The following is a 24119-nucleotide window of genomic DNA, read 5'->3' as shown; positions in this document are numbered from 1 at the left end:
CGAGTCATCGCACCACCAGCCGTGGAACCCAAACCGACTCACTGGGGTGCTCTAGCAGGCGTGCGCAACCACGCCGTGCCCAAGGATAGCCATGCCCAAGCTATGCGCGATCAATTCTCCCGGACTCGGCAGGTCCTGAGCCTACTAGGAGGTGTCGTCAAAGTCCCGTCTGGCCGGCGGGGCCCGGCACGCGCGCTCGATACCGAGCAGTGTCGAAGCGAGGACGGACGGCACGGCATGCGCGCTGGCGAGGGTGGGGGACGCCCGTATCCGCCTACACGTCGCGGCGAACATCGCGACGTGGCCGGGCGACTGGCTACTGGGTGTTCCCCGCGAAGGCGTTGACTCGGTTCTCGTACTCGCGTCGGGACTTGCCCTGGGCCGGGCTCTGCTCGTGCTGATCAACGGCTATGTGGAGTCCTACGGTGGCGGGTGACGTCGCGGCACCCCGTTGTCGGTGCCCGCTGCGAGGATCACCGCCATGGAGATCAAACATGTCGACTGGCGGAACTTCCTGGCCCAGTGGAGCGAGGAGTGGGCGGACGCGCACGGGCACGTCGATGAGCTGAGCCCCGACGACGCCGCGGCACGGCGGGGCAGATGGCTCGGCGCCGATCCGGCCGCTGAGGCGGACATCGTCGCGATGGAGGGCCGGCTCGGCCGGGCGATGCCGCCCTCCTACCGGGAGTTCCTGCGGGTCAGCGACGGCTGGCGGCACGCCGGCGCCTTTGTCTGGAAACTGGCCGGCACCCGCGAGGCGCACTGGCACGACGATGCGATGGGCCTCGGCGAGGATTTCGACGAGTACTGGGGCGAGGAGGACAACCCCGAGGAAGTGCGGGCGCAGGTGGGCCTGTGGTCCCGGGCGCTGCAACTGGACGTCGAGTCGGACATCACCTTCGTGCTGCTCGACCCGGAGGACGTGGGGCCGGACGGCGAATGGGCGGTGCGGGTGTGGGCTTCCTGGCGGGCCGCGGACCCCGAGCGGTATCCGTCGTTCGCGGCGTTCATGATTGCCATGCACCAGGAGTTCCACGTGCACGCGCCCGGCCGGAACGGGGAGGACGGCCCCGCGTTCGTCAACGGCACGACCCGGGCCCAGGACGCCGCCGTGGCCCGGGCCCGGACCGCGGCACTGCGCGGTCGCCACGAAGAGGCGGCCACGCTGCTGGCGGAAGCCCAGAAGTACGGCCGGCCGTACGCGCACGAACTCCTTGAACAGATAGCGCAGCTGGAGGGCTCGCGTGGGCGCGGGGTACAGCCGCCGCACCCCGGCAACCCCCGCTTCCTCATCGAACAGCTCCCCCTGACGGCCGCTGATCTGCTCACCAGCGGCCGGCCCGCGGAGGACTGGCACTACTCCGACCCCAAGATCTTCCCCGACACCGCGCGGACCGCAGCCGACATCCTGCGCGCCGTACGCGAGGGGACGTACCGCTACCGGCCCGGCGGAGCGTTCGGCGCGGCCGTCCACGAGGCCCGCGAGCAGGCCCGCTGGGGCGACACCGATGCCGCCTGGCAGGTTCTGCGTGCCGCGATCCCGTCGTGGGAGTCCCTCGGCCCGGGCCATATCGCACCGGTGGGCCTGCTCGCCGACCCTCTGCTCGCCCCGGTGCTGACCGCCGAACGGCGCCTCGAACTCCTGCGGACCCCGCGCGGCGGCGAGAGCGGCCCAGCCCCGGCCCCCGCCGGCGACCGGAACCCCGACGGCCTGTCCTGGCTCGTCCAGCCCGGCGGACTGCGCCCCGGGCAGACATCGGTCAGCGACTACCGGATGATCCTCGTCGAAGGCGTAGCCCCAGACGAACTGCCCGCGCTGCTCGGCTCATCGCCCGGCACGGTCCTCTCTCCACCCCTCCGGCAGTGGGATGTCACCCGACACCACCGACCCGGCCAGCGGGTCTTCTCCAGCTACGACGACAAGGCACTGCTCAGCGTCGGACAGGCCGGGCCGGGCTGGAGTTTCGCCTTCGAACAGGACCCTTCCGCCGGGTTCGACACCGCGCGCTTCGTCTCCCCCGCGCCGGACGCTTCGGCCGGCGGCGGCCGGGCGATCGTGATCTGGCACGAGTGGCGCCGGGGCACCCCGGTCTTCCACGTGTCGGCCGCCGAGGGCGGCACGCCGACCTACGCGTTCACCATGCGGGGCGGAGCGCTCGAAGCCACCGCCGGCGCCGTTCCCGCCGAACTGGCCCCACCCACCCTCGGGTTCGACGCCCCCGACGCGGACGGCCAGGCCGCGGTGGCAGCCCGCGCCCTGGACGCCATCGCCCGGCTGCACGGTGTCACCGTGCCCCGCCTCGCCCTCACCGAGGGCCGGCTGCAGACCTTCGAGTCGCTCTCCTGGAGCCGCCCACCCGGCCCCGGAGAGACGTACACGACGATCAGCATCGGCTAACCCGCTGGCCCACTGCTGCGCACACCGCCCTCCGTAGGGGCATGAAACTGGCCCCAGAAACCCGCCACGGGATGATCTTGGGGGGTCGGGCGACTGGCTACGGAGTGTCCTCTGTGAAAGCGTTGACTCGGTTCTCGTACTCGCGTCGGGTCTTGCGCTGTGCCGGGACGATCGGGGCACCCTGGGTGCCGTCGAGGGGCTGGCAGTGGGCGAGGAGTCCGCGGTGCACGGAGGGGATGGCGCTCACGCGCAGGGTGTAGCCCTGGCCACGCCGTGCGGTCACGCCGTGGTCGAGCGCGGCCCGCTCGGCGGGCTCCAGCATCGAGAGGGCGCGGAGGAAGTCGGCGACCTTGACCGGCATGTCGAGGGTGCCGGCAGCTCCGGGGCCGGTGCCTCCTCGGAGCCGGCCTTCGACCGTGTGCAATACCGCCGACGCAACACCGTCGAAGGCTGCATCGGCAAACTGAAACAGCGTGCCTAGACGACCGGGGGCCGGCCCAGCGTGGTCAGTCGCCAGACCGTCCGCCAGCGCATCGGGCGCCGGGGGCCGCCGGATTTCCGGATGCCCTCGGCGAACCCTGCGAACCAGGCTTTCAGCCCGGCCACGGACCTGGTGCGGGCCACGGTCAGCGCCACCCAGACCCCGAGGTAGACCGGCACCAGCGGGGCGGGCAGATGCTGCTTGGCCAGCCAGACCCGGTTGCGGGCCGTCATCCGGTAGTACACCGCGTGCCGGGCCGGGGACGTCTTCGGGTGCTGGAGCACCAGCTCCGGCTCGTAGAGGATGTCCCAGCCGCGGTCGATCGCCCGCCAGGCGAGGTCGGTCTCCTCGTGGGTGAAGAAGAAGGCGTCCGGCCAGCCCCCGGTCTCCTCCAGCATCGGCATCGACAGGGCATGCCCGCCGCCCAGAAACGTCGTCACCAGGCCCCGCCGCATCGGGTCCCCCGCCCGCAGCCGGGGCACGTGCCGCCGCTGCGTGGCGCCGGTCTCGTCCGCGATCCGGAACGAGACGATGCCCAGCCGGCGCTCCGCCGCGTACAGGTCGCAGATCCGTCGGAAGACGTCCGCGTCGGTCAACAGGCCGTCGTCGTCCAGGTCCACCAGGACATCGACGTCTCCGAAGTCCCGCAGGTGGCGCCAGGCGGCGTTCCGGCCGCCGGACACCCCCAGGTTCTCGTCCAGCTCCACCTCGGTCACGCCCTCGGGTAGGCCTTTCAGAGCCGTGCCGTTGCCGACGACGACGATGCGGACGGCTGGTTCGTCTTGCTTGGCCACCGAGGCCAGCAGCGCCAGCAGCTCGGGCATCCGGTCGCCCATGGTCAGCACGGCGACTCCCACACGAGGCCGGGTCACGACCACCACCACTTCCTTCCGGGGCCGGGTGAACGGCGAGCGTACCCCTGCCGAACCCCGGCCCCGGACCGTACGAGAGGCCATCGCAATGGAACGGATCAACCTCGGCGAGTACGTCACCGCCCCCGCTGAGGGGCTCATTGCCACGACCGCATACGGCGGCCTGGAGAAATTCGAGCTGGCCGAGTTCCTGGCCCAGTGGAAAGGCCTCCAGCGCGAAGCCCTGGTCACGCTGGGGGAGGACCGGCGCATCCACCCCTCCGCGTTCATCCACCCCACGGCGATCATCGGTGACGACGTGATCATCGGCCCCGACGTCAAGGTTCACGAATTCACGACCGTGAGAAAGGGCAGCGTCCTGTGCGCCGGCGCTCAGGTCGGCTTCAACTGCGAAGTCACTGCCGTGTTCGTCGGGGAAGGCGCCGTCCTCGGGCACCGGATCGGTGTCAACCGGACGATCCTCGGGGCTCGAGCCCACCTGTCCGCCGGCGTCACCGTGGCCGCGATCAACATGACCGCCGACATGCGCAGGCCTGACCGAGAAGTGATCATCCGCACCATGACCGGCCTCTACCGTTGCGGCACGACCCAGTTCGGGGCCGTCATCGGCGACGACACCCAGACCGGGAACAGCATCAGCATCGGGCCCGGCGTCGCCATCGGTCGCCGCTGCCAGATCACCAGCGGCGTGACCCTGGCGATCCGCACCGTGCCGAAAGACTGCACCGTCACAGCCCCGCACGCCACGGAAGCCAGCGTCCGCCGTCGCCGGCGCACCTTTGCACGCTGATCGGAAGCTGATCGCTGGAGGCCCCCGGTCATGTTCTGTCGGGGCTGCCCTGTCCTCGGCGCGGAGCCGGGCGACGGCGGCGTCCATTTAGCGGGTGCTCCGGCCCGGCACGCACGGGCGCCGCTCTCGGGATGCACCGGCTGCGTGCGGACGGCTTCGACGTCTGCGACGCGGACATGGCCCGGCCGTCACCGTTCGTGCGGCGCCACGTCAACATGCTCGGCCACTACGCGTTCCCGCTACCCGAGCTGCTGGGCGGGGTTTCGGCCATGATGCGGTAGATAGGTACGCGGCGGAGCCCGACGGGCTGCTGTGTGCTCGCACGGGGAGGGGGTTCAGGGGCCACCAGGTGGCTAACGACAAACCCGCCCACGTACCGGCGACTCACGCAGGGCCCGGGGCACCCAGGACCGTGGGGCTTTGTGCGTGATGGGAGTTGTGCGTCGTTTGCCGGATTCGATGAAAGTGCTCGAGAACGGCCTGTCGCTCACATAGAGTCCCAGGTCAGAAAGTCTGCTCCCCGCACCCGCGGGGATGACCCCCAGACCCGCTGCACACGGTCCGCATGTAACCGCTGCTCCCCGCACCCGCGGGGATGACCCCGGCTTGGCCGATCGCGCCGGCCCCGATGATCCCTGCTCCCCGCACCCGCGGGGATGACCCCTGAAGCCAAAGAGCTAGCCCATGACGTAACGGCTGCTCCCCGCACCCGCGGGGATGACCCCATCGTGGTGACGATGAAGGTCGGCAAGCAGAACTGCTCCCCGCACCCGCGGGGATGACCCCGCGATCCGCGCCGAAGTCGAATCCCGGCAGGACTGCTCCCCGCACCCGCGGGGATGACCCCCTGTACATCAACATCGACGAGTTCATCCAGCTCTGCTCCCCGCACCCGCGGGGATGACCCCGCCCCGTTGATGAAGGAGTAGTTCACGTCCAGCTGCTCCCCGCACCCGCGGGGATGACCCCCCGACCACCTGAGCCGCCCACCCGGTTCTGTCCTGCTCCCCGCACCCGCGGGGATGACCCCTACACGGCCACCTCGTTCGACCAGGACATCCTCTGCTCCCCGCACCCGCGGGGATGACCCCTGCCCCCGGGCCTGAACCTGTCGACGCTGCGGCTGCTCCCCGCACCCGCGGGGATGACCCCAAACCTCGGCGGGCGCCGAGTCGACCTCGGCACTGCTCCCCGCACCCGCGGGGATGACCCCTCCCGCGTCTTCCTGACGGCGCAGAACACGGGCTGCTCCCCGCACCCGCGGGGATGACCCCTCCCTTGGGTTGAAGCGTGATGTCTCCAATGTCTGCTCCCCGCACCCGCGGGGATGACCCCGCCTCGCCGCAGCCAGCTCTTTCAGGTCCCGGCTGCTCCCCGCACCCGCGGGGATGACCCCCCGCGCCAGCAGCAACCTCCGCCGGCTCCGCGCTGCTCCCCGCACCCGCGGGGATGACCCCTCACCAGCCGGGCCCCGACATCGCCCCGTCCGCTGCTCCCCGCACCCGCGGGGATGACCCCGCGAGGAACAGGGCGAGAGCGCCCTGGGCGAGCTGCTCCCCGCACCCGCGGGGATGACCCCCTGGCCCGGATCCCCTCTCAGCTCATCCTCGGCTGCTCCCCGCACCCGCGGGGATGACCCCTGCCGTGGGATCGCCGAGATCGTCGTCCTCGGCCGCTCCCCGCACCCGCGGGGATGACCCCTCCACCGGGCCGGCGGCGAGGTCGGCGGCGGTCTGCTCCCCGCACCCGCGGGGATGACCCCGACGCCTCGACCCCCTCGAAGATTCTCGGGGTCTGCTCCCCGCACCCGCGGGGATGACCCTGGGGGAGCGCTCGGATATCGGTCTGGGAGGGACTGCTCCCCGCACCCGCGGGGATGACCCCCTGCGCTACGCGAACATGCTGACGCTCCAGACCTGCTCCCCGCACCCGCGGGGGTGACCCCCGAACTCCCCGCTGAGCTTGTTCTTTTTCTTCCGGCCTCGAACGGCGTCTCGTACTGGGTCGCTCACGCAGGTGAGGGATCAAGCTACCGCAGATATTGGGGTGTTATCTGTGGGACGACTTCAGACCGGTCCTGCGGCCGACGCCCCGTCAGTCGCCGACCAGGGCCGACATCGGCATAGCGCACGATCTGACATGGATGTTCCTCAACCCCCTACTCCCTACTGTCGCGGATAGCCTGGGCTACGTCGAGCAAGGCGTAAGCGATGGCGGCGAGCCCCTCACCGACCGCCTTGGTTTGTTCGTCCTCTCCATCCCAATACTTGGCCTTGATGGCCAGTTCTTCAGCCTGGTCTCGCAAGTAGCTCATGTGTCCCCCTCTGCCGTGACTGAGCAGAGATCCCTGCCCGCAGTAGAGCGTGGGCAAGCCAGGAACCGCCGTGTGCCTCTTTGATCGATTGGTCAGTTGATCGGATGCGTCCGTCCGATAAGTGCTCACCCGACGGCAGCCCATTCCAGACCGCGCACAAACGGCTGTCAGGTAGGGCGTCGACGGAACCGGGGAGATAGCCCTCGCCACTGTCCTGGCAGCATCAGACGCTGACGATGAGATCAACCGGACGGTTTCAGTAAACTCCACGGTCGTCCGGGCCCATCAGTGTGCGGTCTGGGCACGTACAAGGGGCAGCTCGATCGGGTGAGCCCGCCGATCATGCTCTCGGACGCTCCCCCGCGGGGGGCTGAGCGCCAAGGTCCACCTGGCCCCCACAGCGGCGCTCGGGAGACGCGGAGCGAGGGCATTCACACGACGCTGCAGCTGGATCTCGTTGAGCCCATCGACTCGAGCGCGGCTCTCCGCCACTCGACGGCCTATGGCGGACAGTCCTACGGCGAGGATGAGCTCATCCGCGTGAAAAACGTCGCGGAGGCCGTCGGAGCTCCGCCGACAATGACCCCGGCACAGATGGCCGGCGAGAAGGCGCTGTGTTCTCGCCAGGTATGTGCCGTCTGTCGGTTGTTTCCAGCCTTGTCGGCTTGGGCTGGCTGGGCGAGGCGTAGCATCCGCTGGTTCTGTCACTGCGGGGGAGGGCGGATCCGTTGGAGACGCAGCTGGAGGTCTGGTACGCGAAGGCTGAGCATTTCTTCTCTGCGCCGGACTCGGGATCTGTCTACTTGCGGTGCGCGAGTTCTTCTCTCAGTGCGGCGAAGTCTGCTCGGCTTCTGGGGAAGCGCGAAGGGGTCAGCCGCTCTGCGGTGCTGGCGCGTATGTGCGCCGAGCCATATCGCGGCCAGGTCATTGGCCGGTGTGCTGATGTCTTGCGCACCCGGGCACGCTTTGAGAGGGCCTGTGCCCGGTTAGCTGAGGCCGCGAGTGCTCATGAGCGTGCGGTGGACGAAGCGGAGTGGGACTGGCGGCCGGTGTGCCTGCTGTTGGCCGGCGCCCTCGTCGCTCTCCTGGTGTTTGGCGGGCCGTGGATTTCGCCGATCTTGCTGCTGCTGGCGGCGGGGGTGATCGCCTGGTTGCACTCCCGGGGCAGCAGCGCATTGGTGAACCTGCTGGAGTGCTTGCGGGCCGGGACTCGGAAACTCAGCTGGGTCGCTTGTCGGATCAGTGCGGGGGTCGCCGCCATCGAATGGGCTGAGACGCTGCAGAGGGAGGGAACGGGGCCCTCGGTTGATGCCGTGGTCCGGGAGATGCTGGGGGAGGACCCTGACTCCCTCCTTGTCCGTGACGATCATGAGGATGGTCTGCGAACGCCTCGTGCTGCGCATTACCTGGTGGAGAACGCTGCGTGGCTGCAGCTGAAGCGCAAGGTGCAGCAGATCGAGGGTGGGACCATCGCCGTCTGTGGTCCGCGGGGGTCGGGAAAGACGACTCTGTTGGAGGCGGCGGTCCGGCAGGCGGATTTCGGAGTGCTTGCTCAGGCGCCTGCGTCGTACACGCCTCACGACTTCCTGGTGTCGCTCACGGTGCGCTTGTGCCAGACCTATATCCGCGACAGTGGCAAGGTAGTTCCGGAGTTCACTCGGCTTTCGCCTCTCGACCGGCTGGGACGGCGGATCAAGGCTGGTGGGCGGCGTGTGGGGCGGTGGGGTGTTTTCGCCCTGCCAGCCGCCGCGCTGGTGGTGGCGGGTTCAGCGGCTTCAGTGCGTTCGGTGTACTCGCAGAATGCCGATGCGGGGGCGCACCTGGTGAGCGTAGTTGCCGACCGTGTGAGTCGTAGCGGGGATCGGATCTGGCAGGGGCATTCAGTCGCCACGAGTGTGCTGGTGGCTATCGCAGGTCTCTTGTGGTGGCGGGCCCGGCGCCGGGCCGGGGTGGTGCATGTACTACTCCAGGCTCCGCTGGTCTTAACCGGTGTGGTGGGCTTCTTGCTGGTCGCGGCCTGTGTCCGCGACGTGGTCACCGATGAGCAGATCCTTCAGGTCCTTCAGCAGGTCAAGTTGCCGACCATTCTCAGCCTTGGCTTCGTCCTGCTGGTTTTGACGGTCTGTCGCGCTGCTCAGGAGTCGGAGATGGAGTTCACTCTGGGCACCTGGGACATCTCGGCCCGAGGCATCTTCCGCCCTGTCACGTACCTCGTCAGTAGCGTGGTTGTCCTTCTTCTCCTGCGCAACGACCAGGTCCAGGCGCTGCTGGCGGACTCCGAGAATCCTTTGCGGCTGGCCGGCTTGGTGGTCGCAGCTCTGCTGTTCAAGATCGCGCTGTGGAAGCCGCGCCCGGCTGAATCCGTTCTCGTTGCACGCTGCCAGGACTACCTGTACCGGCTGCAGACCGTTCAGTCCTCCTCCAGCGCCCTCAACACCAGTGCCGCGGCCCAGTTGCTGACTCTGGGGACCGCTCACACATCGTCGCTGTCCACGGTGCCTCTGAGTTTTCCGGAACTGGTCGACGATTTCCGTCGGCTACTGGGACTGATCGCTGCAGAAAAAGCCAGCCAGGGCCAGGTTGTGGTGATCGCCATCGACGAGGTGGACCGGCTGGGCTCCGATACGAAGGCACTGGCCTTCCTCAGCGAGATCAAGGCAGTCCTGGGCGTGCCTGATGTCTATTACCTGATCTCGGTCGCGGAGGACGTCGGCGCGACCTTCGTACGCCGCGGTCTGCCTCACCGTGACGTGACTGACAGCTCCCTGGACGACATCCTTCACGTGCAGCCCAGCACCCTGACCGAGTCCCAGCAGATTCTCTCCGCCCGGTCGGAGACGTTGACCGGCCCGTACACGACGCTGGCCCACGCATTGTCGGGCGGCGGGCTGCGCGACCTTCTGCGCTACGGACTGCAGATCATGGAGATGCAGGACAAGTCCCAGTCCAACGAGCTGACCGAGATCTCCCGCCACCTCATCCTGGAGGAGCTCTCCGAAACACTGGCCGGCTTTCGGACCCTGCTGAGCAAGCACCAGTTCTCCCCGCACACGAGCCCCATCCTCGGATCGTTCGGTGCCCTCGTCCGCGACCTTCAGCTCCCCTGCCCGTGCGCTGCGCTCAGTTTGCAGCCGAGCCTTGAGCGGTTCGCGTTCTACGGGTCAGCTGAGCGCCCTGGTGCGCCGACCGGCTTTGAGCTCGTCGACACCACGCGCCAGCTCATCGACGAGGCCTCTGCCTACGCGTACTTCTCGCTGACCTTGCTCGACATCTTCAGCAGCAGCGGTCTAGACCGACGCACCGCTCTGGCTGCAGCGTTCGGCCGCGAGGGCGACCTTCAGCGGCTGGCCGACGCCCGGCAGGAACTGGGGATCTCCCCGTACAGCGCACGGACGCTGCTGGACGGTATCCGGGCGGCCTGGACGTTGCCTCTGCAGCCAAGGGGCGACAGGAGTATCCCCCTTCAGCGGGCGGGTGACTGCACCATTCACACGTCCTGACGACGCGGGGAAGGGGTTGGCCCGGCCACCTGGCGTTCGGAGGTATGTAGGGGTGGGGTAGGCGGGGCGGATGGGCACGGGTCGGTCTTCAGCCGGGACCGGACCCTCCGGGCCTTCGTGGCTGAACCCTTCATTTGGCGGAGCTTCACCAAATGGAGCGCCGATCAAGCAGACTGCGGCCATGCGCACGACGTGGATTTCCCTCGCTGCCCCAGGGGAGGGCGCGGGATTTGACTGGGCGCCTGTCTGGGACAACCTATACACGGACCACGCGGCGCAGTGCGCTATGCCCCGGTATGGCCTGCGGACGCGGCCGTGGCGCCCAGGAGGCGGGACGGTCGCCCGGACGCCACGAGGTGGACGCCTGGCCACGGGTGGAACTACCGCTTACCTCACGCTCGTCCGTTCCTAGTAATAACCTCATTACGGAAGGTAGGCGGTCGCCGACTGCAAGCACCGTGCTGCGGCGCCGCGCGGGCGGCGAGTCCGTCGAGCAAATCCAGCCCGACCTGATCATCCCCACCGGTAAGCGCAAAGGACAGACCCCCTCGTGGCCAGCGTTTACCGGGCGCTCGCCGAGCACGCCAAGCGAGAGGCGTACCCCGAAGCCGTCGAGGCCGCGCATGCCGACTTCGCTGCCCTCCAAGCCGCCAGCGATACCCTACAGCCCCGCCCGGAGCGCGTCCCCATCACCGAAGAGACCGGCTAAACCCCGTAAATGTGCGGGTCAAGGCGTTGGTGGCGGGACATGACGGGGCACGTTCCATGTCGTACGACGAGAGGAACCGCTCCTCATGGCTCACCGAAGCCGGCGGGACCTGGAGGCGATACGCCTCCGGCGACCACAAGCGGTGAAGCGCGGCTACTTACGCTGGGGCCGCCGAGCCTCGCTTGTCCTCCACGTGAACGACGTGAAGTTCGGTGCCGTCCCGGTGGCGCTGGGAGCGTCCGAACAGCCCGACAGCGATCTGCGACTCATCCACAGGCTGATCAGGGCCGACATAGGTAAGGACGTCGTGGTGGTGCCCGGTGACAACCCATCCTTCGGCGTCCTTGAGGTCGATCACGCCAAAGTCTCCTGCTGGAGATCCGGCATGTGCCGGGCCGAACTCTTTCAGGATCTCGGTGGCCTGTTCAGCCAGATCTCCATCAGGAGCGGTCAGCACGACACAAGTGCCTTGCTCGAACAGCACCCACGACTTGCGAGGGTCGGCGAGAAGCCGCTGCCAGACGTCTATCAGTTTCTCGGTGTTCACGGCGGTCATCATGCCGCAGAGCACCGACACAGGGTGACGATGCACCGGCATCATGGCGAACACGCGACTCCTGAACATGCCGGCCTACCAGTCTCACACCCGGATGATCCCTGGCCCGGTCGAAGTACAGGGCAACGTACATCTGCTCTCTGCACCCGCGGGGAGGAACTTTCGCAGTCGAGATCGAACGCGACGTCGTCGTGCCTGCTCAGAGCTGCTGCTTCGAGCTTCTGCTCCCCGGACTCGCGGGCATCTACTTCTGTGAGGTAGTGACGTGCCGTCGGTGAAGGACTCCGAAATTCCGCATCATCTGTCCCCGCAACCCAATTGCTGATGGGGTGCTGCCTGTCCAATCCGGGACGACTCGCCAAGGCGCCGTCAAAAACCGTCCGGCGGTGGCTGAATGCAAACCCCTGGTCGAAAAATACCCGAACTGGCGTTTTGGCTGGAACTTTTCCTGTGATCCGACTCACTCGGGAAACCCTTTGGGCGGTGTCCGCCGAGCGGGTTACGTTCATGAAGCACGCAGCTCGCTGGCTCTGACCAGGTCGAGCGGGCTCGTGAACATGGCAATTCGCACGGGGGGCGGAGTCAGGAGCGGTTCGGGGCCGAAAGTGTCCAAGCCGCCGGCTCCACGAACAGGTTCCTGATCTCCGCACCCCTTTGTGCATGACACAAGGGAAGAATACGTGAATCGCAACACCGTACGCATCGGGGGCGTGGCTGTACTCGCGGCTCTTGCTCTGGGGCTCGGCGGCACCGTCGCTGAGGCAAGCACGGCTGCCCCTGCTCCGCAGGTCAGCGCTGCGACGACTCAGGAGCGGCAGCAGGCGATCCGTGCGCTCGCCAACGGCCTTCTGAACTCGCCCATCGAGTACACCGCAGCCGAGCGCGCTGAGCTCCAGGACATCGCGAACGGCGAGAGCGCCACCGCCGGGAAGCTCGACCCTCTCATCAAGCTGCTCAAGAAGGTACCCGGCTTCGCCTCCGCCGTGGCCGGGAAGTACAGCGACTTCAAGGCGTGGTACGACGGCCTGTCCTGGTACTGGAAGGCTCCGCTGTCGGCTGCCGGCGTGGCCGGAGACCTTTACACCATCTGGGAGTTCTTCCACTAAGCGTCACGCAGTGCTCTGACTGATGAGGGGCGCCGCAACTGCGGCGCCCCTCATCTCATCGCCCGTCAAAACCCGAGAGGTCATGGGACATGAGCAAGCCTTTGTACTCCACGCAGGAGGCGCAGAAGCCGGGATGGTCTTTGCCGGTGCTGCTCTTCGGCGTGGTCGGGGCCGTACTCAACTTCGGCGGCGTCTGGTCATGGTGGGCCCTGCTCTGGATCCCGCTGTTCGCCATGGGTATCGGTGCTGCGGCCTACGAGTGGCGCCTGCTGGTTCGGAGTGGGTGGCGGATGAGCGGTTTGCAGTGGATGTTCTTCGTCGTGGCCCACCTGGGGCTCGCGGGCTCACTTGCAGCTGCCCTCGGCATTCTGCACCGCTGACGGGCAGGGGAGTTTTCGGCCTCTTGTTCGATGCCGGACTGCCGGGTGGGCTTTGTGTGACGCTCCTGCTCATGATTGACGCGGGGTGTTGGCGAGCGGTGGATCCTCTCGACCCCGATGGTGCAGCTCTGATCAGGGGTGGGCGTACCTCGAAGTGGGAGGTCAGGCCGTGCCGCTGCTTCAGTTGTTGATGCAGCGTTCGACGCTGCGACCGCGATGCGCTGACCCGATCGAGCGGGAACGGACTATTTGGACGGCGCAACCTTGCCCGGGCCGGTGGGCTCCGATGATTCGTGAGCGTGCCGGGAGACGGCGTCGGCTTCCGTGCTCTCCACGGTCAGCAGGTGTGATCCGACCAGTTTCGTCCCGGGTGCGGTTGTCTTCGCACGTCGCCCCATCGGGCCCCGTCCGCGACTCGCGGTCGGGGCCTTTCGCGTGGCGGCCTGGACCGCGCCGCGCGCGGGGCGCCGCCGCGGCTCACCGGGGTGAGGTGGTCCATGACGTCTGCCCCGGCATGGCCGCAGAGGTGGCAGACGTCGGACTCGGCGAGGAGGCGGGCGCGCTGTTTGCGGTAGGCGTAGGTGGTGAGGTCGGTCCGCTTGGCCATGCCGTCTCCCCGTCTGCGGGGTGCCGCCCGGGGCTCCCGTCCTGGGCGGCCGTACCCGCACCCATCCGCACCGTGGTGGTCTGTGGTTCCGTCAGTAGGTGGGGCAGAGGTTGGTCTGTACGGCGGCGAGGATGAAGGCGGCCTTGGTGGGGCCGAAGCCGTCCGGGTGGTTGGGGCTGATGAAGCGCCGGTTGGTGGACTCGACACGTTTGGTCGGGTCCTTCTCGTCCTTCATTGACTGGCACTGACTCAGCCCGCGGCTGACGGCCTTGTCGTCCTTGCCGTTGACGATCTCGGGGTCGATCTTGTTGAGCGCAGCGAGGTAGATGGCGCGCTGCTCGGGGCAGGGCTGGGCGGGATGCCGGCGGCTGCGGCTGCGGAGCTGAGCGCCTCGGGGGCGATGCTCGACTGCGATGCGGACGGCAAGGCGGCAACCTTGTCGTCGGGCTTGGGCTCGCTGGTGACGGCCTCGGAGCAGCCGGTGAGGGCCAGGAGGCAGGCGGCGGCGAGGAGGGTGATGGTGTGGTGTGTGCGCATGGCGTCATGGTGTCGGCGCCGGGACCGGTGTGGGTGGGCTGTGGCTGATCTGTGACGCGCGAAAGCCCCGCACGTTGGCGGGGCTTCTGTGTCCGGGCACGTGGTTCCCCGCCAGGCATTACTTGACGGCGATGTAGGTTTCGAATCCGCTGACGAGCAGCAGCATCGCCGCTCCCTGTGGTGCGGCCAGACCGGGCTGCTAGTGCCGCGACCGGGAACGTTCGCCGGGTTGCTCGTTGCGCTGGTTGGGAATGTTGATTCCAGGAGCATTTAAGCGTGTTTGGCACCATTTGTTGGGACGTGGTGGCGTGATGCCGCCATACTTGGTGTGGGTAAGAGAGGGTGCACCAGGCATGAGCAGTACGGTGGTTCCGTTGGTGATCGCGTTCCTGGGTATCGTCGGCACGCTCGCATCGGGGCTTATGACGCAGCGGCTCGCCGAGAAGGCCAAGTCCAAGGAGTTGGACCGTTCCGACTGGCAGCGAGCTGAGGAGCGGCAGTACGAGACGAAGCACGCGTCGGTGGAGGCGCTTCGGGCGTGCTACGTCACCCTGAACACCGCCTCGCTCACTACCACTCTGAGCTGAACCACTTCTGGCACGCGCTCCGGGCCAGGCATGTCACCGACGATTTGAGGTCACGCCTTGATGACGCGCGGCGCGAGCATCGTGCGCGGTATTCAGAGGCTCAGATGGGGGTTCCGGACGACGTGCTCGCCACCGTTGACAAGGTCCATCGCGGACTCAACTGGATGTATGGGGTACTCAAGCGTCTCGACAGCGGCGTCCCGCCGCACCGGGAGGGTGAGTCCCTCGAGCAGGTGCACACTCAGATCGAGGCGTTCTGGGACCAGCTTGGGGGCTGAGGAACATCGGTGTCAGATCGTGCGCTAAGCCCGCGTCGGCCCTGATGAGTGGCTGACGGGGCGTCGGCGGCGGGGCCGGTCCGAAGTCGTCCCCCAGATATCACCCCAATTGGTCCAGCGCGTCGTCCACGGCCCGGGCCGTCAGGTAGACGGTGGTGGCCAGCAGGGTCGCCAGACGCCGGGAGTCGCCGTGCCGGCGCAGGAGCGACGCCTTGCCGTCCACGCCGTACCGGGACAGCTCCGCGAGCCGCCGCGGCGGGATCGCCGACACGTCCAGGTCCCCCATCCCGAGGGCGGCGATCTCCTCTGCCCGCTGGAGCGACGACTTCATCTGCGGGCCCGACACCCGTACCGGACCGCGTCGCAGCCGGTCCAGCTCCGAGACCCGCTCGCCGGGCGGGACAGTCAGCAGCGAGTCCAGCACCGCCCTCTGACCGATGTTCAGCAGCCCGTACAGCGTGTCCCACAACCGCTGATTCGCCGCCTCCCGCACCGTGCCCACCAGCCGGGCCAGACGGCTCGCCCCCGGCAGCAGCACCCGCCCCTCGCGCAGCCAGCCCGCCGCCGCGTCGAACAACGCCTTCGGCCCGTCGCCGGTCGTCCACGCCCGCGCGTCCAGCCAGACCACCAGCTCCTCGCGGACCTCGGCGAAGTCCCGCCAGCCCCCGGCCTCCTGGATCTCCCCGGCGTGCGTACGGGCCGTACCGTCCCGCTCGCCGTACAGCTTCAAACACGACGGATCCGCGATCTCCAGCTGCTCGGCCAGGTACTCGGCGACCTCCGCCGGCACCTGCCGCGGGTCCGGCATGAACCGGCCCAAGTAGCGCACACTCGTCAGCTGGACTGCGAACCCGAGCCGATTGTGCGAACGCCTCTTGGCCTGCGCCGCCTCCAGGTCCGCGTCGTCCAGGAAGAAGTACCGCTCCAGCTCCGCCCGCGAGGGCGCCTCGTGAAACGACCCGTACCGGGCCGCCTGCTCGTCCGTCAGGAACTCGACCGCCACAACAGCTCTCCGAAGATCGACAACAACGACCCACGAAGGCTCCGACGCTCAATCACCCCAGGTCAAAGGCCCAATCAGCCCGGAGACGGCTTAGCGCACGATCTGACACGGATGTTCCTCAGCCCCCGATTCCGACGCCTACCTCGGCGACAATGAGGCGCTGGAGCAGTCAAGGACCCAGTGTTCGCCGGCAACGGCTACCACCTGTACCTGCACAGCCCCCAGCCCGACATCCAAGTACAGGTCACCATCAAGGTCTGGGACACCCCTCAGAAGCCCTCGGTAGACGCTGAGGGCACCGTCCCTGTCTCGCTGGAATCAGAGACGGGCCAACTCGTCGTCAACCAGCTCACCTTTGGGCCGGCGGGCGTGATGGACATGCCTCGCTGGCTTTATTCACGGGTTGTGGTTCTGGCTCAGGTTCTGTGACGCGGCCACGCTGAGTGAGCGGATCACCTCGCGGTTGACCGTTCTCGATGGCGAGAACGAACCCCGGGTCAGTCTCCCGCCTCGGCTACAGACCTCTTGCTGAGGAACTGCTTCGCTGCCTCAACCGCTTCTCCGTTGAGTTCCTCGACGGAGACTCCCCAGCTCTCCTCCCAGCCGTCGAGGTTGTGCGCGCAGTACACAAGGGGTTCCAGCTCTTCGGGATAGCCGAGGTCATAGGCGATGTCTGCCCAGATGAGGTGAGTGCCGGCGGCGGGATCCAGGGATCCGTCGGCGATCTGACCGGCGATCCAGTAGGCCATCGCCCACTTTGCGGCTCGGGGGTCCGCGGGCGGGCGGAAGAGCAGCCCCAGCTCGTCGAGTACTTGGTCGAAGAGCTCCGGTGCTTCGGGCTCTTCGCTCCGGAGGAGTCCAGCCAGCATGGCCAGGGATGGGCTCTCGACCCCAGCTATCAGCGCGTCCAGACCTGCCTGGATGAGCCTGTCCGACCCGACATGCCTGCCAAATGCCCTCTCACGCGCGATGTGTCTGAACTGCTCGAGGGCGTCGTCGCTGGTCATCAAGGTCTTCTCCGTCGGCATCTGGAGGGGGAAGGTTTGCACATCCGCCGACGCCGCCGCCATCAAGTTCCTCCCGTCGTCGTCGGTGATCAGGACATGAGGACGCGCTTCCGCAGGAGGGCGAAGCCTGCACGGCCGAACATCTGGCGCTTGAGCATCTTGATCCGGTTGACGTGCCCTTCCACGACGCCTGAGTTCCAGGGCAGAGTTAGGCCAGCGATGACGGCATCGCGGTCACGGTCGATGCCCGCGGCGAGGGTGTGGAGGCTGGGCAGGTCGTCTTTGCCGGACGGCGTCGAGCCAGTCGGGCAGCCGTTCGCCCCGGCGCTCGGTGAGCATGGTCGCGAAGGAGCGGACATGTCCGGTGAGGGCGTCGAGTTCGGGGCAGTGCACCCTGGCGGCCTTGAGCTGGAGCTGCTCGGTCTCGGTGAGGGTCTCCGGACGGCGGAGGATCCATCCGGCGACAGTCCGGGGCGAGGGCAAGGGGGAGGGGTTCAGGGCCCACCAGGTGGCTAACGCCAGGCCCGCCCACGTATCGGCGACTCACGCACGGCTCGGGGCACCCACAATTGCGAAGCTTTATGCGTGATGGGAGTTGTGCTTCGTTTGCCGGATTCGGTGAAAGTGCTCGAGAACGGCCTGTCGCCCGCATAGAGTCGCAGGTCAGAAAGTCTGCTCCCCGCACCCGCGGGGATGACCCCTGAGCCGGCCGCGGACCGCGTCGCCTGGCGAGCTGCTCCCCGCACCCGCGGGGATGACCCCAGCACCGTGTACGCCTCCCGTGGGGGCCTCCGCTGCTCCCCGCACCCGCGGGGATGACCCCGCGACGACCGCCGCGGCGCCGGTGATGGTCTCCTGCTCCCCGCACCCGCGGGGATGACCCCTACCGGCACAAGGTCCTGTACCTGAACTCGCACTGCTCCCCGCACCCGCGGGGATGACCCCGACGGGCTCGCCCTGCCCTGGTACAGCGGACGCTGCTCCCCGCACCCGCGGGGATGACCCCGCGGCGACCTTGGCGAGCGCCGCAGCCTGCTCCTGCTCCCCGCACCCGCGGGGATGACCCCATCTACGATCGTCGTGGGTCTCCGGGCACGACGATGGCCCTCTGGGGCAACCGGGGATACCGCGGCGGCCTTGCCGATGAAGGCCAAGCGTCGTCTACGAGCCGTCGGAAACGCTGTCTACTTACGCGGCGTGCCTGCAACCAGGCCGTCGCCGAGGCGAGAACGTGGACTCAAACGGGACGTCGCTGCCGCCGCTGCAGCGCTCGGGAGGATGCCGTATTGAGGGGTAGATAAGGCTGTCTGGCGAGGAGTCAGCCAGCACTGCGAGATCACCTGTTCGCATGACGGCGACGTTGCCTTCGACGCTAGACGAGTCATTCCGAACTGATCATGATCAGCTTGCCGATGGGCCAAGGGGCCATTCGACGGCCTGCTGCTGGCCCGTGGACATGCACGCCTCCTGCGCCAAGGCGGGCCTTGCATCCCCCGAGAAGCCGGCGAAGTAGATGACGCTCGCCGCACAATGGAGGCCGGAGCTGGTGCTGCTTGTCCCGGGCCGCTCACGGCAGGTGCCGAATCCCTCCCCGGGGCTTCAACTTAGCTGGTCGCGTACGAGATCAAGGAATGCCTGTCGGCTCGGATGGATGTGCGCCCAGACCTTCTCATCCTGTGGCTCTCCCGGGTCTTCGGGGCCCTTCCTGATCACCTCCTGTACTGCCCACGCGAGGCTGCGTGCCGCTTCGCTGACCTCGGACGCGCACAGTACGTGGATCGTCTTCTGCGTCACCCACACCCTGTCAAGGACCTGCCTTGCCCGGGCCTGCCACTGCTCGTCAGCCAGGTTGTGGTGATACCGATCCACCGCGACTCGTTCTGCTTCCTGCACCGCAGACAGAAATGCGATGAGGTGCGTGAGACGCTCGTTGCGGCGCGCCTCGGCAAGTTCACGAACACTGCGGCGCGCCTCGCCGCGTTCCAAGGCGCGTCCTGCCGAGCGCTGGGCCAGCATCGACATGAGCCCGCCGAGCAGCACGCCGATGAGCGGCGCAAGCGTTGTCCACACAACGTCAGAATATGACACCGATGGCATGAACACGGCACGGGCCGAGCACGCCAAGCGTGGGGCGTACCCGGAAGCTGTCGAACAGGCCCACGCCGACTTGGCCGCCCTTCAGGTCGGCGAAGTCCCCGGACCCCGTCTCGCTATCCCTGACCGAGCGTCACTCTGATTACACAGAGCTACTTGTCGCTTCGCCGTAGCTTCGGGAGAATAGGGCCGTCTTCGCCTGCGACTACCTCGCCAGTCCCAGTCTGCGCCGGGAAATTCACGGTGGGCTCCAGGTCGTGGAGAACTCCAGTCCAGCCTCGTCCACGTCAACACCCTGCTGCTCCAGCAGGTCCTGGCCGAACCGGCGGGGGCGAAGAAGCTGAGTGTCGAGGACCGTTGCGGGCTAACCGCGCTGTTCTGCGCGAACACCGTGCTCGACTACGGGAAGGACGGTGCCCTGACCGGCCCGGACAAGGAGCACGCCGAGACATCGATGCTCGCGTTGCACGTCAACCCCTTACGGCACCTTCCGTCTCGATATGGGCAAGCGGCTCGACCTGCTGCCCCTGGTCGTTCCCCGGCCTCGTCAGACCGCAGACGATGCGGCACAGGCCGAACGATCTACCCCGTGACTCATGGTCAGGGGCGTCCGCTACGGGGTCTTTCCAGCGTCGGCCTTCGCGATGCGGTCGGCGAGTACGGCGGACAGACTGAGGATCCGGGTGCCCCGTTGCTCGGTCGGATCGTCCAGCTGATGCGCTATGCCGATGAACGCGCTTTGACGGAAAATCAGCTCACGATTGACATGCAACGGCGCCGGGCTGCTCTTCGTATCCGTGCCGTCCGAATCGAGGCCCTGACTCTCCTCGCCTCTTTGCTCCAGCGCCACCTTGCGGAAGTTGTTGAACCCGCGGTCAGCCTCTTCGATGTCCTGCACGATGTCGATGTACGCCCGGTGGGCGGCAGCAGCGTCCGGGAAGGCCAGGACCAGGAACTCAGCCCTGTTCTCCCCCTCGTTCTCACCCCGGCCGAAGTCGACCATGCCGGCTGCGGTGGCATTCTTCTCGCACTCCGGTGCTGCCTTGCAGAGGGGAAGGCCGGCCGCTGACGTCCTGACGTTTGGTGTCCCAGCCCAGGGAAACTCGCGAGCATCCATACTGTTCCGATCCGGAAGGATCTGGCGGACCGTCTCGGCCGTGGGTGGAAGAGGAGCGGTGCGGCTGGCAGAGTGTGTAGTGCTGGGGGCCGACGGCGCATTGCGCGGTGAGTCATCTGTTTTCTCGAACAGCCGCACACCCCCCTAGACGGCAAGCACGACCATCAACACCGCAAGGACGATGCCCGCACTGAGGGACAGTCGTCCGGCAGGAGCGTTGTGGATGGTCAGCGGACCGAGCGTAATCTGGCTGCGTGTCACTTTGCTGCCGGCCAGGACTACGCTGCCGGTGTGCTGCTGCGAGGGCGCGTTCAGGAGCACCGCGAGTCGCCCGGCGAACTCGGCATCGCCGCTGATCTCTTCGGTAAGGGCGGCTTGCACACCTCTGCTGGCCTCCGGATCATCAGGCGCGTTGACCAGCTCGTCCAAGGCTGCCCGCCCGCGATCGGAACGACTGAGCCGGCCTCGCACGAGATCCGACGTTGCCGTACTTGCGGCGCCTGACGCCGCGGCGGACAGAGCTTGCGCAGCCATCGCCGCCAGCTCGGGTGCATCCATGCCGGCCCAGTCTCGCCATTATGGTCATGCCCGTGTCAGCACGGGGTGCTTTCGGAAGTGCGACTTCGGGGACGTCAGTGCAGCCGTCACCATTGCCCACACACAGATCCGCGACTTCCCGGACCGGATGTCGTGTGTCGGAAAACGATGGCGGGGATTTCCTTCATGTTCCGCCCGGGTCCGCCCCAGGAGCAGGTTTCGATGGCCAGACAGAACGACCACAAGACAGCCCAGCAGGACGTCATTCGGACCGAGTCACGACCACAGAACTTGGCTACGCGTGTCAACGTCAGACCGGGCTGCTAGGCACTGTTCTCCGGTTCGGCGGGGCAGAACTGTTCGAGGAGGAGGGGGGTGCCGAGGGCGAGGGTGGTGAGGCGGCGGTGGGCGGCTTCGAGGGTGCGGCGGGCGGCGGGGAGGCCTGCGGGGGGTGCGTCGCGGTCGTGGCGGGGCCGGCCGGGGGCGGTGGTGACCCAGAGTTGGTGGACGTTGCCGCCGTGGAGGGTTTTGAGGTGGCCGGCGGTGAGGGCGTGGTGGGTGTCGGTCCAGCGGGTGAGGGCGTGGCGGGTGACGGTGTCGAGGGGGTGCCAGGTGCGGTGGGCTCGGGCGCGGGGGAGGGGGCGGTCGAGTTGGAGGTCGTCGAGGGTCATGGGTTGGAGGTGGGCGAGGCCGTGGCCGGTGGTGACGGCGAGGGCGATGAGGGCGACGGTGCGTTCCCACGTGGCGGTGAGGATGCCGTCGGGTGGGTGGGCGGTGAGCAGGCGCAGGGTGCGGTGGGCTTCTTCGGGGCTTAGGCGGGGGGCGAATTCGGGTTTGGGGACGGTGAGGGTGAGAGGGTGGCCGTGGTGTGCGGAGAAGGTGTTGAGGGTGGTGGTGCGGGCGGCCATGGAGTTGGCGGAGGCGGGGGTGCGCGGGCCGTGCAGGCCGGTGCGCCGGCGGGTTTCGCCGCGGGCGGCGGCCTCGAGCCAGGCGGTGGCGTGGGTGGGGTCGAGGAGGTCGGCGCGGGTGAGGGCGGCTTCGGGGGAGTTGTTGAGGGTGGCGAGGTGGGCGGCGTATTCCTGGAGGTAGGTGCGGCGCAGGCTGCGGGTGGCTTCGCCGGGGACGGCGGTCAGGAAGGCGGCGATGGCTGCGCGTGCGGAGGGGCCGCGGTCGGGCCGGCTCGTGCTTGGGGTCATCAGGATCCTCCCGGGTTCGGACCGTCCTTGAACATCAGAATAAGAGCAAGAAGCAGGCGAACGTCCCCCCGCTCCCCTCACAGCTGGCCTATCGTGTCGGCTCGTGTCGAACCGATTCGCAACGCCCAGTTCCGAACCGGACATCGCGCCCCACCGGGCTCCCCGGGAAGGCGCCCCGATGGCGAGCCAGGTCGATGAGGAGGGAAACAGCATCTTGCTCTTATTGTGCATGCATCCCGATCCAGGCCCGGCCTGATCGTCATGCTCGGCTGGACCGCATTTGACTTGTACGGACGCGACGGGCTCGCCACACGCGCCATGCCCCCGCATCGTGGGGGCATGGCGCGTGCTCCCGGCCCGGCCCACCAGCGGCTGGAAGGCCCGGCGCGAATTGTGGCCCTCGTCGGCGGGCTGGTGGCCATCGTCGCGGCGGTCCTCGGAGCCGGCGTGGCCTGGCCGGACAATTGGTGGCCACGCCACCTGCCCGAACCGAAGATCTACGTGAAGGGCGTGGACTACGGCAGCCACTGCCATCGGCGGGCCCGGGGTCCCGCGCCAGCTCCCGCTGCTGGCCGTCTTTTCTGGCCCCGGACGGGCCGCAGTCGGCGGCGGCGCCGGCCACGCATGCCATGTGACGGATGCCGCCCCATCCTGGGTCTGCAGATCTCGTGTGCCGGGGTCGTTCTTCAGTGTGGGGGCTTCCCCGCCCCGGTGGTGTCGTTGGCCTTGGTCGGGGAGTCGTTCGCGCGGGAGCTGGCCTGGTAGGCGCGATGACGGGGTGGCCCGGACAGTTGTTGGGTGCCGTCCCTCGTGGGTGTCGGCTTTGTGGGACGGCCGTGTCGCCGGGGGTTCGGCAGGCCTTGAGCCTGCATGAACACCTTCAGGACGGCCGCGGTGGCGGTGCTGGCTCTGGCTGCGGTGGCGGCTCCGGTTGCGCCTGCGGCCACGGCTGCGCCGGTTTACAAATGCGCGTCCGGCACCCGGGATATCGATGACACCAGCTATGACGGGCCGTGGCCGGACAACTGGCGGGTCACGGTGAAGACGTGCTCGAGCTGGACGCGGACGAAGCCGAGCACCTGGAGAAGGAGATGCGGTTCGTACGAGCCAACGTCCCGCGCATCCGCGGCTCCGGCGCAACGAGCAGGAGATGTTCGTCCTGTGTCTGCGCATCCTGCAATCCGCCCTGGTCTATGTGAACACCCTGATGCTCCAGGACATCCTGAGCAAACCGGAGTGGGCCGCACTCCTCACGCCCGCTGACCGGCGCGGCCTGACCCCGCTGTTCTGGTCCTATGTACGCCCCTATGGCGAGGTCAACCTCGACATGGATGAACGCCTGCAGCTCGCCGGCGCCAACCCGCCCCGCCCCCGTTGGCCAGCCGACACAGGGATCATTACGGCCCCTTGAGGAAGCCTGCGTCATCGGGCGCAGCGTTGCTGTGCCTCCATAGACGGGTCTTGCAGTCGCCGGACAGTAGGTGGCGGTGCCCGCTAGCCGTGCGGACCGTTCGGGCCGTGTTCGATCACCTCCGGCTATGGCGTGGTCGGGCGGGCGGTCGTCATGCTGGTATGCGTCTGGTACGGCGACGGCGGTGGGAGTGCAGGATGGATCCGTTGACGATGGCGGTGGGTTCGGCTCTGGTGGCGGCGATGGCCACCGACGTGTGGTCGCAGGCCCGGGATGGCGTGGTCGCTTTGTGGCGGCGGGTGTATCCGGAGCATCCCGAGCGTGCCGAGGCGGTCCGCGGCGAGCTGGAGGAACTGCATGCGCAGGTCCTGGAGGCCCGCGAGGACCAGGACGCGGACACCGAGCGGGCTCTGGAGGGTACGTGGCGGATGCAGTTCCAGACGCTACTGCGGCAGAACCCGCAGGCGGCCAGCGAACTGCGGCGACTGCTGGACGAACAGCTTGTCCCGACCCTGAACCCGAGCGAGCGCGAGCGGGTGCATTCCCTCACCCAGAACGCCACTGTCTCCGGCGGTACGAGCATCCAGGTCGGGCGCGACTACCACGGGAATCTGCCGTCCCCAAAAGACTGACCACCCC

At 67.9% G+C, this 24119-nt stretch carries 22 protein-coding genes, 1 pseudogene and 2 CRISPR repeat arrays; of the genes and pseudogenes, 11 read left to right on the top strand and 12 right to left on the bottom strand.

Translation table 11 applies throughout. From position 1 onward, the window contains the following. Positions 1-481 precede the first annotated feature (481 nt). Complete coding sequence (locus ACZ49B_RS24505; protein ID WP_468309549.1) at positions 482-2398, top strand: SMI1/KNR4 family protein; 1917 nt, start codon at positions 482-484, stop codon at positions 2396-2398. A 97-nt stretch (positions 2399-2495) separates the two neighbouring features. Here ACZ49B_RS24505 and ACZ49B_RS24500 read toward each other — a convergent pair whose 3' ends face one another. Both ACZ49B_RS24500 and ACZ49B_RS24495 read right to left on the bottom strand, forming a co-directional pair. Further along, positions 2496-2822, bottom strand: a complete 327-nt coding sequence (locus tag ACZ49B_RS24500) for a hypothetical protein (protein WP_468309546.1) — start codon at positions 2820-2822, stop codon at positions 2496-2498. A gap of 53 nt (positions 2823-2875) precedes the next feature. Then, a complete protein-coding gene (locus tag ACZ49B_RS24495; protein WP_468309543.1) occupies positions 2876-3751 on the bottom strand; it encodes a glycosyltransferase family 2 protein in 876 nt (291 codons plus the stop codon). 88 nt (positions 3752-3839) lie between these two features. On the opposite strand from ACZ49B_RS24495, the gene ACZ49B_RS24490 reads away from it, so the two are divergent. Next, entirely contained in the window at positions 3840-4541 is a 702-nt protein-coding gene (locus ACZ49B_RS24490; RefSeq protein WP_468309540.1) for a DapH/DapD/GlmU-related protein, read from the top strand. A gap of 131 nt (positions 4542-4672) precedes the next feature. Continuing rightward, a complete protein-coding gene (locus ACZ49B_RS24485; protein ID WP_468309536.1) occupies positions 4673-4822 on the top strand; it encodes a hypothetical protein in 150 nt (49 codons plus the stop codon). A 232-nt stretch (positions 4823-5054) separates the two neighbouring features. Beyond that, positions 5055-6486: direct repeats of the CRISPR family, unit length 29 nt; unit sequence CTGCTCCCCGCACCCGCGGGGATGACCCC. 213 nt (positions 6487-6699) lie between these two features. Here the strand turns inward: ACZ49B_RS24485 and ACZ49B_RS24480 are convergent. Next, complete coding sequence (locus ACZ49B_RS24480) at positions 6700-6855, bottom strand: hypothetical protein (RefSeq protein WP_468309534.1); 156 nt, start codon at positions 6853-6855, stop codon at positions 6700-6702. Between the two features lie 1019 nt (positions 6856-7874). Between ACZ49B_RS24480 and ACZ49B_RS24475 the strand changes: the two genes are divergently transcribed. Both ACZ49B_RS24475 and ACZ49B_RS24470 read left to right on the top strand, forming a co-directional pair. After that, positions 7875-10355 carry a hypothetical protein gene (locus ACZ49B_RS24475; protein WP_468309531.1) on the top strand — a complete coding sequence of 827 codons (2481 nt, stop codon included), beginning with the start codon at positions 7875-7877 and terminating at the stop codon, positions 10353-10355. Between the two features lie 550 nt (positions 10356-10905). Continuing rightward, on the top strand, positions 10906-11064 hold the full coding sequence (locus ACZ49B_RS24470; protein ID WP_468309528.1) for a hypothetical protein: 159 nt from the start codon (positions 10906-10908) through the stop codon (positions 11062-11064). 157 nt (positions 11065-11221) lie between these two features. Here the strand turns inward: ACZ49B_RS24470 and ACZ49B_RS24465 are convergent, their stop codons facing one another. Beyond that, positions 11222-11623, bottom strand: coding sequence for a hypothetical protein (locus ACZ49B_RS24465; protein ID WP_468309589.1), 402 nt, complete (start codon positions 11621-11623; stop codon positions 11222-11224). Positions 11624-12300: 677 nt separating this feature from the next. Here ACZ49B_RS24465 and ACZ49B_RS24460 point away from each other — a divergent pair. Next, on the top strand, positions 12301-12726 hold the full coding sequence (locus tag ACZ49B_RS24460) for a hypothetical protein (RefSeq protein ID WP_468309525.1): 426 nt from the start codon (positions 12301-12303) through the stop codon (positions 12724-12726). Positions 12727-12815: 89 nt separating this feature from the next. Further along, positions 12816-13106 (top strand): hypothetical protein, encoded by a 291-nt coding sequence (locus ACZ49B_RS24455; protein WP_468309522.1) that lies wholly within the window; start codon positions 12816-12818, stop codon positions 13104-13106. A gap of 698 nt (positions 13107-13804) precedes the next feature. Here the strand turns inward: ACZ49B_RS24455 and ACZ49B_RS24450 are convergent. After that, positions 13805-14041 carry a DUF732 domain-containing protein gene (locus ACZ49B_RS24450; RefSeq protein ID WP_457410449.1) on the bottom strand — a complete coding sequence of 79 codons (237 nt, stop codon included), beginning with the start codon at positions 14039-14041 and terminating at the stop codon, positions 13805-13807. Positions 14042-14603: 562 nt separating this feature from the next. Here ACZ49B_RS24450 and ACZ49B_RS24445 point away from each other — a divergent pair. Then, positions 14604-14837: a hypothetical protein gene (locus ACZ49B_RS24445; RefSeq protein ID WP_468309519.1), complete on the top strand. Its 234-nt coding sequence runs from the start codon at positions 14604-14606 to the stop codon at positions 14835-14837. A gap of 384 nt (positions 14838-15221) precedes the next feature. On the opposite strand, the pseudogene ACZ49B_RS24440 reads toward ACZ49B_RS24445, so the two are convergent. Beyond that, positions 15222-16118 (bottom strand): annotated as a pseudogene (locus ACZ49B_RS24440) (DUF4158 domain-containing protein); the annotation flags it as partial. A gap of 180 nt (positions 16119-16298) precedes the next feature. Here ACZ49B_RS24440 and ACZ49B_RS24435 point away from each other — a divergent pair. Further along, entirely contained in the window at positions 16299-16547 is a 249-nt protein-coding gene (locus tag ACZ49B_RS24435; protein WP_468309515.1) for a hypothetical protein, read from the top strand. Positions 16548-16615: 68 nt separating this feature from the next. Here the strand turns inward: ACZ49B_RS24435 and ACZ49B_RS24430 are convergent, their stop codons facing one another. The 6 genes from ACZ49B_RS24430 to ACZ49B_RS24405 form a co-directional block, all read right to left on the bottom strand. Beyond that, positions 16616-17125 carry a hypothetical protein gene (locus ACZ49B_RS24430; protein WP_468309513.1) on the bottom strand — a complete coding sequence of 170 codons (510 nt, stop codon included), beginning with the start codon at positions 17123-17125 and terminating at the stop codon, positions 16616-16618. A 234-nt stretch (positions 17126-17359) separates the two neighbouring features. Continuing rightward, complete coding sequence (locus ACZ49B_RS24425; RefSeq protein WP_468309595.1) at positions 17360-17608, bottom strand: hypothetical protein; 249 nt, start codon at positions 17606-17608, stop codon at positions 17360-17362. Positions 17609-17797: 189 nt separating this feature from the next. Then, a CRISPR array of direct repeats spans positions 17798-18192; the repeat unit is 29 nt; unit sequence CTGCTCCCCGCACCCGCGGGGATGACCCC. A 532-nt stretch (positions 18193-18724) separates the two neighbouring features. After that, positions 18725-19195, bottom strand: a complete 471-nt coding sequence (locus ACZ49B_RS24420; RefSeq protein ID WP_051880332.1) for a hypothetical protein — start codon at positions 19193-19195, stop codon at positions 18725-18727. A 637-nt stretch (positions 19196-19832) separates the two neighbouring features. Next, positions 19833-20222 (bottom strand): hypothetical protein, encoded by a 390-nt coding sequence (locus ACZ49B_RS24415; RefSeq protein ID WP_468309510.1) that lies wholly within the window; start codon positions 20220-20222, stop codon positions 19833-19835. Between the two features lie 258 nt (positions 20223-20480). Then, on the bottom strand, positions 20481-20894 hold the full coding sequence (locus ACZ49B_RS24410) for a hypothetical protein (protein ID WP_468309507.1): 414 nt from the start codon (positions 20892-20894) through the stop codon (positions 20481-20483). A 302-nt stretch (positions 20895-21196) separates the two neighbouring features. Further along, positions 21197-22069: a hypothetical protein gene (locus ACZ49B_RS24405; protein ID WP_468309505.1), complete on the bottom strand. Its 873-nt coding sequence runs from the start codon at positions 22067-22069 to the stop codon at positions 21197-21199. 1150 nt (positions 22070-23219) lie between these two features. Between ACZ49B_RS24405 and ACZ49B_RS24400 the strand changes: the two genes are divergently transcribed. After that, positions 23220-23480, top strand: a complete 261-nt coding sequence (locus ACZ49B_RS24400; protein WP_468309502.1) for a Tn3 family transposase — start codon at positions 23220-23222, stop codon at positions 23478-23480. A gap of 197 nt (positions 23481-23677) precedes the next feature. Next, positions 23678-24112: a hypothetical protein gene (locus ACZ49B_RS24395; protein WP_468309500.1), complete on the top strand. Its 435-nt coding sequence runs from the start codon at positions 23678-23680 to the stop codon at positions 24110-24112. Positions 24113-24119: the final 7 nt, after the last annotated feature.

The sequence above is a fragment of the Streptomyces sp. NPDC031132 genome (genome assembly GCF_055570595.1).
Note: the sequence above shows the minus strand (reverse complement) of the source record. Positions and strands in the feature narration are given on the sequence as shown.